At 39.1% G+C, this 11,660-nt stretch carries 12 protein-coding genes and 1 pseudogene; 2 read left to right on the forward strand and 11 right to left on the reverse strand.

The window, feature by feature from the left end; genetic code table 11:
- Positions 1-36 precede the first annotated feature (36 nt).
- From L3081_RS05510 to L3081_RS05535, 6 genes are all read right to left on the reverse strand, one after another.
- Positions 37-699 (reverse strand): GntR family transcriptional regulator, encoded by a 663-nt coding sequence (locus tag L3081_RS05510; RefSeq protein ID WP_242284044.1) that lies wholly within the window; start codon positions 697-699, stop codon positions 37-39.
- 247 nt (positions 700-946) lie between these two features.
- Positions 947-1,384 carry an aldehyde dehydrogenase family protein gene (locus L3081_RS05515; protein ID WP_242284046.1) on the reverse strand — a complete coding sequence of 146 codons (438 nt, stop codon included), beginning with the start codon at positions 1,382-1,384 and terminating at the stop codon, positions 947-949.
- Positions 1,321-1,863, reverse strand: coding sequence for an aldehyde dehydrogenase family protein (locus tag L3081_RS05520; protein ID WP_242285570.1), 543 nt, complete (start codon positions 1,861-1,863; stop codon positions 1,321-1,323). Before L3081_RS05520 ends, L3081_RS05515 begins: the two co-directional genes overlap by 64 nt.
- Positions 1,796-2,362 (reverse strand): aldehyde dehydrogenase family protein, encoded by a 567-nt coding sequence (locus L3081_RS05525; protein WP_242284048.1) that lies wholly within the window; start codon positions 2,360-2,362, stop codon positions 1,796-1,798. The genes L3081_RS05520 and L3081_RS05525 overlap by 68 nt, the downstream gene beginning before the upstream one ends.
- Positions 2,363-2,462: 100 nt before the next feature.
- A complete protein-coding gene (locus L3081_RS05530; RefSeq protein ID WP_242284049.1) occupies positions 2,463-3,491 on the reverse strand; it encodes a 4-hydroxyproline epimerase in 1,029 nt (342 codons plus the stop codon).
- A 75-nt stretch (positions 3,492-3,566) separates the two neighbouring features.
- Entirely contained in the window at positions 3,567-3,740 is a 174-nt protein-coding gene (locus tag L3081_RS05535; RefSeq protein ID WP_242284051.1) for a hypothetical protein, read from the reverse strand.
- Between the two features lie 285 nt (positions 3,741-4,025).
- Here L3081_RS05535 and L3081_RS05540 point away from each other — a divergent pair, with 285 nt between their 5' ends.
- On the forward strand, positions 4,026-5,345 hold the full coding sequence (locus L3081_RS05540) for an NAD(P)/FAD-dependent oxidoreductase (protein ID WP_242284053.1): 1,320 nt from the start codon (positions 4,026-4,028) through the stop codon (positions 5,343-5,345).
- A 107-nt stretch (positions 5,346-5,452) separates the two neighbouring features.
- Here L3081_RS05540 and L3081_RS05545 read toward each other — a convergent pair whose 3' ends face one another.
- Positions 5,453-6,667, reverse strand: a complete 1,215-nt coding sequence (locus tag L3081_RS05545) for a M24 family metallopeptidase (protein ID WP_242284055.1) — start codon at positions 6,665-6,667, stop codon at positions 5,453-5,455.
- A gap of 143 nt (positions 6,668-6,810) precedes the next feature.
- On the opposite strand from L3081_RS05545, the gene L3081_RS05550 reads away from it, so the two are divergent.
- A complete protein-coding gene (locus L3081_RS05550; RefSeq protein ID WP_242284056.1) occupies positions 6,811-7,422 on the forward strand; it encodes an alpha-ketoglutarate-dependent dioxygenase AlkB family protein in 612 nt (203 codons plus the stop codon).
- A 115-nt stretch (positions 7,423-7,537) separates the two neighbouring features.
- Here the strand turns inward: L3081_RS05550 and L3081_RS05555 are convergent, their stop codons facing one another.
- The 4 genes and pseudogenes from L3081_RS05555 to narH form a co-directional block, all read right to left on the reverse strand.
- The gene (locus L3081_RS05555; RefSeq protein ID WP_242284058.1) at positions 7,538-8,377 is read right to left on the reverse strand and encodes a peptidylprolyl isomerase; all 840 of its coding nucleotides are present in this window, start codon (positions 8,375-8,377) and stop codon (positions 7,538-7,540) included.
- A gap of 283 nt (positions 8,378-8,660) precedes the next feature.
- Positions 8,661-9,338, reverse strand: a complete 678-nt coding sequence (narI, locus tag L3081_RS05560) for a respiratory nitrate reductase subunit gamma (protein WP_242284060.1) — start codon at positions 9,336-9,338, stop codon at positions 8,661-8,663.
- Between the two features lie 12 nt (positions 9,339-9,350).
- Positions 9,351-10,088 (reverse strand): nitrate reductase molybdenum cofactor assembly chaperone, encoded by a 738-nt coding sequence (gene narJ, locus L3081_RS05565; RefSeq protein WP_242284062.1) that lies wholly within the window; start codon positions 10,086-10,088, stop codon positions 9,351-9,353.
- 7 nt (positions 10,089-10,095) lie between these two features.
- Positions 10,096-11,641 (reverse strand): annotated as a pseudogene (gene narH, locus L3081_RS28020) (nitrate reductase subunit beta).
- Positions 11,642-11,660 lie beyond the last annotated feature (19 nt).

Below are 11,660 nucleotides of genomic sequence, written 5' to 3' on the forward strand. Positions count from 1 at the left end.
GTAAAGAGTTTAGTTTTAGTACAATTTGAAACTGACCTAACTTGCTTCACGTTGTAATAAAAATGCTTTAATTTCATCACGAGAACTAAGAATATGTTGTTTCAGTTTTGCAACGGCTTTATCTATATCTCGTGCTTTACATAAAGCTAATAGTTCAGCATGCTCAGGGCCTGCTTTTGAAATACCACCGACCCATAACAAATGCATACGAATATAACGGTCGGCATTCTTATTAAGAATATTAACTAAATCAGATGTTTGCGGGCGATTCGCCCCTGAGTATAGGCAATTATGAAAGTCGGAGTTTAGTTCACTCCACGTGTTAGCCGCATTTTCTTTACCTAAGGCGCTATCAAGCTTAGCTAATATCTCAGTTGCTTGTGTTAATGCTTCATCTGAAATACTAACTAAAGAGGCAGTAAGCAAGTCTCCTTCTATCATGGCTCTTAGTTCAAATAATTCATCGACTTGATCGAGGTTTAATTCGGTGGCACTGGCACCTTTATGAGGTTCAAAAGAAACCAAACCTTCGGCTTCAAGCTGCAGTAACGCTTCACGCACGGGGATACGACTAACATTCAACTCTTCAGCTAATGCTGCTTGACGTAGTGGTTGTCCGGCCACAATTTCACCACTCAGTATTTTTTCTCGTAAAATTTCAACCACTAATTGCGTGCGAGTTTTGTATTCAATTGCCATTATTTTTATGCCATTTTTATAGTGATAATAGTGTAATTTTGAGCACTATTAAAAGGAATTGCTTATTTTATACAATTCATTATAAAGAAATTGGCGATGAAAAAAAGGACTAAGATCAAATCTTAGTCCTTTTGGGTTAATTACAGTACTAAAGTATCAGGGTTATGTTAGTACTTTTAATTTTGTAACGCTTTAGGTAATAGGGCTTGGGGCATATTTTGATAACAGATCGGTCGCTGAAAACGTTTTATTGCTTCACTACCGACTGAAGTAGTTCTGATATTTGTAGATCCGGAAATGGTCCTCCATGGTTCATTGAGGCACATACTTCTACGCCAGTAGGCATCTGGTTGTAGATTAAACGACCGACTTTGTGTACTAATGTTTGCGCAAGCTGTCCTGATAAAGATAAATCAGCATCAACCGCATGGATACTGGCAGTTAAGTTACCAGTCAACATCTCAGTGAGCATCATCATTTGGCCAAAGTCATCACAACGAACAATTAAGGCGCTAAAGCCAAATAGCTCTTCATGGAGTTCTGGCGTATTTTCATAAGTCGTAAAGTCAGTAGTAAATAATGTTGCTGTACAATCTTGCGTACGGCCGGATAAACCACTGGCTAGTAATTCAACACCCGTAATCGCTTTACGTGCTGTAACCGCTTTAGTGTAGGATTGACACATGGTGGTGTTAGCATCACTCCTGCGGCTTGTTCACTTATTGCTTGTGCTGCTGCGTTGATAAATCCTTGATAGTTTTCGTCAGTTTCTTTACCTACAACTACCCAAACACCTGGGCTAGTACAAAATTGCCCTTGGCCCATTACCAATGAAGCTACTAGTTCGCGGGCAATACTTTGGGTATCTTGGGCTAGTTTCATAGGCATGATGTATTGCGGATTAATACTGCCTAATTCGCCATAAAATGGAATAGGCTCAGGACGTTGGTTAATCTGCTGTTGTAAAATCATGCCAACTCGCTCTGAGCCAGTAAAGCCTACGGCTTTAACTTTCGGATGCGTTACTATTTGGGCGGCAATAGCATAGTTTTTTCCTTGAATAAGTGAGAAAACCCCTTTGTCTATATCGCAAATTTCAGTAGCCGCTAAAATGGCTTGTGCCACTAATTCGGCAGTAGCAGGGTGGGCAGCATGAGCTTTCATCACTACAGGGCAGCCCGCAGCGAGGGCCGATGCAGTGTCGCCACCAAGCAGTTGAAAACGCAAGTGGAAAATTACTGGCGGCGAACACTCCAACCACGCCTAGTGGCAAATACCCTAAACGCGTATCTGGTTTTGGTAATGGTTGGCGATCATTATCAGCTAATTCGATCACTGTATCATATTCGCCTTTTTCTAATAGATTAGCGAATAAACCTAGTTGGCTAACTGTGCGGCCACGCTCACCTTGAATGCGTATGGCGGGTAAGCCTGTTTCAGTACAAGCAGTTGTTATTAATTCATCACCTAGTGCGTTAATTTTATCGCCTATAGTACGTAAAAAGTGCGCACGCTTTTCAGGGCTAAGTTGGCTATAGGAAGCAAAAGCCTCATTGGCACGATTAATCGCGGTGTTAACTTCTGTTTCTGTTGCATCAGCAAATGTGGTTGCTAAAGCTTGATGGCTGTTAGCATCAAAGGCAGTGAAGCCGCCCGGTTTCACCAGTCCATTCACCTGCGATTAAATTTTTACCTGTTATAGTCATACTAATATCCTAATTGTTTTCATTTGTTTATGGGGGTGACTGCCGTTACCCTACTTATTATTTCACTACAAAACCAAAAGTGTAGGGATCGTCGTCATCAATGGTGATACAGTTTTTGCCGAATACGTGAGCCCGACCTTCTATACTTGGCATGATGGCAGGTATATCGCCGTTATCGGAATTGAGTGTAATGACTTGTTCGATTTTGCCAATGAATTGGCTACCGATAAAACTTTCATGAATAAAAGTGTCACCTAGTTTGAGTTGCCCTTTAGTGAAAAGTTGTGCCATTCGTGCGCTAGTTCCTGTGCCACAGGGTGATCTGTCAATGGCTTTCTCACCATAAAATACGGCATTAGCTGCATCAGAGCCGGCAGTTTTTGGACAGCCTGTCCAGAGCACATGAGAAATACCATTAACGCTAGGATCTTCAGGGTGTACACAAGTAAGCGTTTTTTCGGCAATATCGCGAACGATTACGCTCCAATGGATAATTTGACTAGCATTCCATTGGTCAATCCCAGGGAAATTTTCTTGTGGCTCGACAATGACATAAAAATTGCCACCATAAGAAACATCAACCTTCAAAGTACCAAGATTAGGGATGTCTAAAATGACATCGCGATGGGCTAAGTAAGACGCGACATTAAAAATTTTAACGGAGGTTATTTTCGCCGCTTCTTGTTGATACTCTACTGACAATTGTCCATTTGGTACATCAATAGTGAGTGTATTTCTACCATCAATGGGCTCAGTCTTCGGTGTTAATAGGCCATTTTCAATTGCTGCGGTAATGGTGCCAATAGTGCCGTGTCCACACATAGGTAAACAGCCAGAAGTTTCTATAAACAATATTGAAGCATCTGCATTGTCACTACATGGTGGGTACAAGAAAGCACCAGACATCATGTCGTGACCACGTGGCTCAAACATTAAACCTTGGCGGATCCAGTCATGGTTTTGCATGAAATCCAGTCGTTTTTCACTCATGGTTTTACCCTTTAAATCAGGGTGACCGCTAGTTACTAACCGAACAGGGTTGCCACAAGTGTGAGCATCTATGCAGAAGAAAGTGCCTTTTATCATATTATTATCCACTCATTATTTAGATGTTAGTGTAAACAAATCAATACATTAGCCAGGCGAATAGCTGTACGGGTATTAATCAAGGTTTACTTTAGTTAAATCAATACGGTTATTGTTGGCGTCATTAAAAATACGTTCAACATTGGCACGTTCATCACCAGTAAGTGGCATACGAGGTGCGCGAGTTAACTCACTACCGCGGCTAGCAACTTGTTCACATAACGTAATGCATTTCACAAGTGTTGGCACAGTATCTAAACGTTATAATGGTATCAATCATTTTTTTTATAGCTTTACTGTTAATTGATAAGTCGTCGTATTTTGTGGTTACCGTAGGGTAAACACCTTGCCAATCCACAGCCATAATGTTCTCGTTAATAAATAGTGAATGTTAATGAAACTAAACGAGTCATAACAATTTTAAAGTATCACTAGTTAAAAGTAGGTATATTGTATACAATTGTTTTGTCGTTGCAAGTAATATGTAAAATATAGTTTTATATCTAGCTAAGTTTTGATTAATAGGAATAATAAATGAACACTAACTTAGGCCTTTTCCCAGAAGAGGAGTTGGTCACTCAAAAAATCGCCGTCATTGGCGCAGGTATTGTTGGAGTTAATTGTGCCTTGGCGTTGCAATTACTAGGCTATAAAGTTACTTTAATTGATAGAGAAGCGGTTGGTGCAGGTTGCTCTAAAGGGAATGCCGGACATTTTGCCACAGAGCAAGTTTTTCCTTTGGCAGAGCCAAGCTTATTAACACAATTACCAAAAATGTTGCTCGATCCTTTAGGGCCCGTTGCGCTATCACCGAAACATTTCATTAAGGCGATTCCTTGGTTCATCAAGTTTTTTAATAATATGGCACCCAAGAAGCGAGCACATAATAGTACTGCCTTGAAAAACTTGAATAAAAATGCAATCGACTATTACAAACCCTTGTTAGCCGCAGCTAATGCACAGCATTTGTTAGTAAGTAATGGCTCTTTGTTAGTTTTTGAGCACACACCCTATAAAGAAGTGCTAGCTATACATCAACATTATCTACAAGCGGGTATAGCTGTTGACCTGTTAGACCAAAGGCAAGCATTAGCACTTGAGCCAAACTTACATAGCAAGATTAGGTATGCGTTGTATTTTACTGAGGTGGGACATACCGGTGATCCTTTGGCGATTTGCCAAGTATTGGCGGATTATGCGAAAAACTTAGGGATGGAATATAAACAATTAGCGATTGAGCATATTACTGCGAGTATTACGGGGGTTGTAATCAATGGTGTCATGGCTAATGGTAGTAATGAGACAGCATATTTTGATCGATGTGTTGTAGCAACAGGTGCTTATTCAAAAAAATTGCTTAAAGGCTTAGGCTATCATTTACCCATAGAAGCTGAGCGTGGTTATAGTCTAAGTGTACAGTTATCAGAAGATGAACCTGCATTATTATCACGTCCCGTAGCTTCGGCAGAACGTAAATTTATTATTACACCAATGGACAATATATTGAGATTATCCGGTACGGTTGAATATGCAGGTCTTGCTGCAAAAGCTAATAATAAACGTGCCGATATGTTGCTAAAGAACGCTGAGTTTGTTTTGAAAAAATTACCCGAACAGGCGCTAAGTAATAATGAGAGTGATAGACAACGGTGGATGGGGTGTCGTCCATCATTACCTGATTCGTTACCTGTTATTTGCCAAGCGCCACAGCATTCAAATATATATTTCGCATTAGGACATCAACATTTAGGATTAACCCAAGGGGCAATCACAGGAAAATTAATCAGCCAATTAGTGAGTGGGCAAAAAACCGATATAGATATTAGCCCATATAATATCGAGCGATTTAACTAATGATACTTCACACAAATATTAAATGATAAACTGAATATTGCGTGCTTAAGCATTAATACCAAGTGCTTCCTCGCTTGGCATTAATGCACAGAACCGCTTAGTGGTGATTACGCTTCTAAACCAAAAGGATCATCAATAGAATGTGATGGCTCTGTAAACCATACTGGTCCTTGTTTTCCCATATAAAAATGATCTTCTAATCGAATACCAAACTTACCTGGAATAACCAACATTGGCTCGTTACTAAAAACCATACCAGTCTCAAGTTTCGTTTGGTTGCCACGTAATAAATAGGGCCATTCGTGAATATCTAAACCACAACCATGACCGGTTCTATGTGGTAAGCCGGGTAGTTCATAAATAGGACCATAACCATTTTGGGCGATAACAGTACGCGCCCCATCATCAACATTACCACAGGCTGAGCCTAATTTGGCGGCAGCAAAACCTGCTGCTTGGGCATCTTTTTCAACCTGCCATGCAACTCGTTGTTCATCGGTTGCTTTACCGTAAGCGTATGTGCGTGTGATATCAGAATTGTAGCCATGTAATAAACAACCGGTATCAATTAACACCCAGTCATTCTCTTGCAATGTTTGTGGATCTTTTACGCCATGAGGAAAGGACGTCGCTAAGCCAAATAATACAATACAAAAAGAAGAACCTGAAGCGCCTACACGCTTATGGGCATCGTTAATGAAATTGGTCACTTCTATTGTACTTATTCCAGGATGTAAAATACGTGCGGCAGCTTTATGCACTTCAATAGTCATGTCCTTGGCTCTTTGCATCAAAGCAATTTCAGCGGGGGATTTAATTTGCCTACATGGCGCGGAAATATCGGCACCATTGCTATATTCAAAAGCGGGAGCTGCTTTACGTAAACCATCAAAAACAAAAAAAGCAGCCGATTCATCAATGGCGACTTTTCCTTGGGTAAAACCTTTACGCGTTAAAATATTAGCAAATAATTCATAAGGGCTTTCATCTTCATGCCGGCCGTTATAATTACCTTGAATAAGCATATTTTCTCGCAATGAACCTTCTTCAAAATGCGGTGCAATAAACTCTAGTTCCCCTTCAGCGGTTAAAATAGCCCCCACCATACGCTCGCTTTTATACCATTTTAAGCCAGTAAAATAATGCAAATTAGTGCCCGCATCTAAATACAAGGCACAGACACCTTGCTCGCGCATCAATTGTTGTGCTTTGTTAATACGATCTCGAAATTCTGCTTCGCTAATAGCAATAACATCCGTTGTCATATTAGATAATTTATTAAGCTCTATTTCAATAGTAGAGCCTCCAACACCGATAGTCATAATGAAAACCTTATAATTGTATACAATATGTAAAGTATCATAGCAAAGCTTTTTAATGATGTACAATTACTAGGGTACTGTATATTATAACAGTGTATTATTTGCATAGTTTTGTGCTTTTGGGGTTGATAAAGAAGGTTGTGATGGACTTATTTGAACAAACGTTAGCTGAGCCGATTAATATTTTACCTAAAGACGGACTAGTAAATTATTACGGTGAAATATTACCGGTGAAAGCGTCGAACGATTATTTCATTGCCTTATTGAATGAAATTGATTGGCGGCGTGACCAAGCCGTTATTTTTGGCAAGCACATTGAAACAAAAAGGAAAGTTGCTTGGTATGCCGATCAAGCCTTCGAATATACGTATTCTAATATCACAAAACGAGCTTTGCCTTGGACACAGAATTTATTGGCGTTAAAAATTTTGGTCGAGCAGCAGACTAACGAAAATTATAATTCTTGTTTGCTTAATTTATATCATAGTGGTGAAGAGGGCATGGCTTGGCACAGCGATGGCGAAATTGACTTGAAAAAACATGGTGCCATTGCCTCATTAAGCCTTGGTGCTACGCGTAAATTTGCTTTTAAACATAAACAAAGTAAGGATGTTATTTCTTTATACTTAAAACCAGGCAGTTTATTAGTAATGAAGGGGATAACACAACAGCATTGGTTACATCGTTTACCGCCAACAAAAAAAGTGTTCGATGCGAGAATAAACTTAACGTTTAGAACCATAACACCGACATAAAATTGACAACGATACATAACGGGTAAAAGACTTACAAAAATGGCGCTATTGTGCGCCATTTTATTCACAAGGAAAATAAATTACGGTGATAACGTATCTTGAAAATTTACATTAGTTAGATATGAATATTCTCATCACTGAATTTAATTGGTACGCCTTGAATATCAGCTTTCTCAACTAAAGACTGAATATAAGCTTGAATGGCTAGATGTGATGCGCTGTTAATTAAATAACCACGAACTTTATCACTGACCATATCATATTCAAGTTGTTTACCTTCAATTTTACGGTTGATATTAACTACATGAAAACCGTAACGCGTTTCGATAGCCTTATCACTGATACCTTCTGATAATAGCATAAGCTGACGTTCAAATTCGGGAACCGTTTGGCCTTTACTCAATTGACCTAAGTTGCCACCATTCTCTTTTGATGGGCAAGCTGAATATTCTTTAGCAAGCGCTGCAAAACTTGAAGGTTCACCATTTTTAATTTCTTGTAAAAGCTGTGAAATAATGACTTTTGCATTATTTTCTGCGGCATCACGGCCTTCAATATCGTCTTTAGCCGCAGCCAGTAGAATATGATCCACTTCCATTAGCGGCATGGTCATAAATTTTTCTTTATTGTTTTCGTAATAACGCTGACAAATATCTTCATTAGGTGCTTCGTAGCTGATATTGCTTTCAACTACTTTTTGTATCGCTTCTTCTTCGTTTGATGATTCTGCTGAGGAAGAAAGTAAACCATGTTTCTTCGCTTCATTAATTAGCAATTGACGGATCACTAAGGCTTGGCCTGCTTGTTGTACTACAACAGCAAAGTTTGCATTGGGGTGATACTGTAACTCATTGGCTAAGTCTTTTTCTGGAATTGCAACACCATTAACGGTAATCACAGGTAATTGTTCTTTTGATGGGGTGGTTGGATCACTTGTTCCACATGAACTGCTCATAATATTACTCTTTATCTTAAATATGCTTGTTAAATAAATATGGGTAAATGCTTTATTGTTGGTTGGTGTTTATTGTCAACTCTGTATTTATTGTTATAAATTGCTAGTACAAGAAATTTATAACAGGTAAATCCTTTAACCATATTTACATGACAGAACCAATATGATGATTATTAGTGAAAAATAACGTAATCAACTTGGTAATATTCATTTTAATATAAGGCGATAATCATTAATGAAAATCGCCTTTACTCAATCAGCTTAACTAACTAAGTGTTCTAAACTATCTTTGACGAACTATTTGATAATTACGTGCAAAGTATTTTACTGGTACGCTGATCACATGCACTAAACGTGTGAATGGGAATACCAAGAGCATAGTTAAGCCAACAAAAATGTGCATTTTATAGATAACACCGACGGTAGATATAGCTTCTGCAGCTGCAACTCCTTGTAAAGTAACAATGCTTTGCGCCCAGTTTCCTAACAATACCATGACTGAACCATCTAAATGACTCATCGAAGCAAAGATAGTCATTAACCCTAGTAATAATTGCACTAGCAACAATACTAAAATAAAGATATCTGAAGTCTTCGATACTGCACGAACACGTGGATTAGTTAGGCGACGTTTAAGTAACATCACTAAGCCAATTAAGCACAAAACACCAAAGAAACCACCACTTACCATGGCAAGTAATTGCTTGTTAGCAGTTGAAATAAAGGCATGGTAAATAGCATGGGGTGTTAATAAGCCAACAAAGTGACCACAAAGTACAAAAATAATACCAACGTGGAATAAGTTACTCGCTAAGCGGAAACCTTTTTGATCTAATAATTGGCTAGAGTCGGCTTTCCAAGAATAGGGTTCACGGTCATATCTGATCCAAGACCCAATGAAAAGCACGGCAATAGCTATGTAGGGATATATCCCAAAAAGTAAAAAATTTAAATTTGACATAAGTATTCTTCCTTACAGTCCTGATACTTCTGCTGCATCAGCATCGTGCCATTTAATCGGCACCTGATGAACAGTATTTGGATCGAGTGAATTTTTAGAACTTTGTATTCCTGACGCCGATGAGCAGTCACCTACCATAGGATCATCAAAACGTATTTCTTTATCTTCCCATTCTTTATCAATAGCCTCGACTGTATCATCGCGCTCCTCTTGCTTCACCGCATCTGCCACTTCTTTGCGGTCAACTTCTTGACCTGAAATATCGATGAGTGCATCAAAAATAACTGAATAATAACATTCTCTGTCTATTAGTCGCTCTGATAACATGGTTAATAAGTGACAAATATCGCCAAGCCATTCTTCAATGAACTCAGGTGTTTGCTCACTTAAAAACTCTAAGTAAAGCGGAATGTAATCGGGTAGTTGTGATGAATTGACTTCAAAACCGTTAGTTTTATAAACATTCATTAAATCTACCATGGCTTGACCACGATCACGAGATTCGCCGTGCACGTGTTCAAACAAAAGTAGTGATAATGCACGACCACGATCAAACAACAGATCGTAGCTTTCTTGTGCATCAAAAATGTCTCTAGACGTGAGTTGGCAAATAAAATCTACCAACTCGGTACGGTTTTTTTGTGATAATTCATCGGTTTTTTCAACAATTGCTACAAGTTCGTCTTTTGCCGCAAATAGCTCAACTGTTGGATAATCAAGTAACCGTGAAATAACTTTAAGAATTAACATATAACACCTACCCTACGTTTACGGTTTTAATAACGTCACGTTTGGCAACTTTTTTGCCGCCAAACATGTTAACGCCATTTTCACCATCGCTACAGCCGTTACCAAAAGTGAAACCACAACCGCTTTTTTCGCCGTAGGCTTCAGGAACGTTCATTTCACGATGTCCGCTTGGAATAACAAATCTGTCTTCGTAGTTAGCAATTGCTAAGTAACGATACATTTCATCCGCTTGTTTTTTCGATAAACCAAAGCATCTGCGAGAACTTGTAAGTCTTCAACGCCTTCTACATTCTCTGCACGCTTATAAGCACGCATAGCAAGTAAACGTTCGAGTGCACGAGCTACAGGCTCTTCATCACCGGCTGTCAATAAGTTAGCTAAGTATTTCAACGGAATACGTAAGCTACGAATATCAGGAATAACCCCCGCTTTGCCAATGGTGGCTAAGTTACCTGACTCAACTGCGCTATTAATAGGGCTAAGAGATGGTACGTACCAAACCATAGGTAAAGTACGATACTCAGGATGTAAAGGTAATGCGAGTTTCCAATCAATTGCTAGTTTATAAACTGGAGATTTTTGAGCAGATTCAATCACTGAATCAGCAATACCATCTTTACGTGCTTGGGCAATAATCGCAGGATCATTTGGATCGAGGAATACTTCAAGCTGCTTCTCATATAAATCAGTTTCAGATGGCGTAGACGCCACTTCTTTGATTTTGTCAGCATCATAAAGAATTACGCCCAAGTAACGGATACGACCAACACAAGTTTCAGAACATACAGTTGGCATCCCTGCTTCGATACGTGGATAACAGAAAATACATTTTTCTGATTTACCAGATTTCCAATTGTAGTAAATTTTCTTATACGGACAACCAGAAATACACATACGCCGCCGCGACATTTTTCTTGGTCGATTAATACAATACCATCTTCTTCACGCTTATAAATAGCGCCAGACGGGCAAGAAGCGACACAAGTGGGGTTCAAGCAATGTTCACATAAACGTGGTAAATACATCATAAATGTATTCTCGAATTCACCATACATTTGTTTTTGCATGTTATCGAAGTTTTTGTCTTTAGAACGTTTTTCAAACTCACTGCCAAGAATTTCTTCCCAGTTTGGGCCCCATTCAATTTTTTCCATACGTTTGCCAGAAATAACAGAGCGCGGACGAGCCGTTGGCTGATGTTTTACTTCAGGTGAAGTATGTAAATGTTGGTAATCATAATCAAACGGTTCATAGTAATCGTCGATTTCAGGCATATTCGGGTTAGCAAAAATACTAGCTAATAGGCGGTATTTACCACCAATTTTGGGTTCGATGTTACCGTCAGATTTACGAACCCAACCACCATTCCATTTGTCTTGGTCTTCCCAATTTTTCGGGTAACCAATGCCAGGCTTAGTTTCAACATTATTGAACCAAGCGTATTCAACGCCTTCACGTGACGTCCATACGTTTTTACATGTAATTGAACAAGTATGACACCCGATACACTTATCAAGGTTAAGTACCATACCTATTTGAGAACGAATTTTCATGTTGTTAATCCTCTCAGCC

It is taken from the genome of Colwellia maritima (assembly GCF_022669015.1).
GTDB classification, from domain to species: Bacteria; Pseudomonadota; Gammaproteobacteria; order Enterobacterales; family Alteromonadaceae; genus Colwellia; species Colwellia maritima.

What these genes read in the sequence shown, in the direction of transcription:
- L3081_RS05520 (WP_242285570.1), bottom strand. Translation starts at nt 1,863, where the DNA reads ATGAAAGCTCATGCTGCCCACCCTGCTACTGCCGAATTAGTGGCACAA.
- L3081_RS05540 (WP_242284053.1), top strand. Translation starts at nt 4,026, where the DNA reads ATGAACACTAACTTAGGCCTTTTCCCAGAAGAGGAGTTGGTCACTCAA.
- L3081_RS05515 (WP_242284046.1), bottom strand. Translation starts at nt 1,384, where the DNA reads ATGTGTCAATCCTACACTAAAGCGGTTACAGCACGTAAAGCGATTACG.
- L3081_RS05545 (WP_242284055.1), bottom strand. Translation starts at nt 6,667, where the DNA reads ATGACTATCGGTGTTGGAGGCTCTACTATTGAAATAGAGCTTAATAAA.
- narI (WP_242284060.1), bottom strand. Translation starts at nt 9,338, where the DNA reads ATGTCAAATTTAAATTTTTTACTTTTTGGGATATATCCCTACATAGCT.
- L3081_RS05510 (WP_242284044.1), bottom strand. Translation starts at nt 699, where the DNA reads ATGGCAATTGAATACAAAACTCGCACGCAATTAGTGGTTGAAATTTTA.
- L3081_RS05550 (WP_242284056.1), top strand. Translation starts at nt 6,811, where the DNA reads ATGGACTTATTTGAACAAACGTTAGCTGAGCCGATTAATATTTTACCT.
- L3081_RS05530 (WP_242284049.1), bottom strand. Translation starts at nt 3,491, where the DNA reads ATGATAAAAGGCACTTTCTTCTGCATAGATGCTCACACTTGTGGCAAC.
- narJ (WP_242284062.1), bottom strand. Translation starts at nt 10,088, where the DNA reads ATGTTAATTCTTAAAGTTATTTCACGGTTACTTGATTATCCAACAGTT.
- L3081_RS05555 (WP_242284058.1), bottom strand. Translation starts at nt 8,377, where the DNA reads ATGAGCAGTTCATGTGGAACAAGTGATCCAACCACCCCATCAAAAGAA.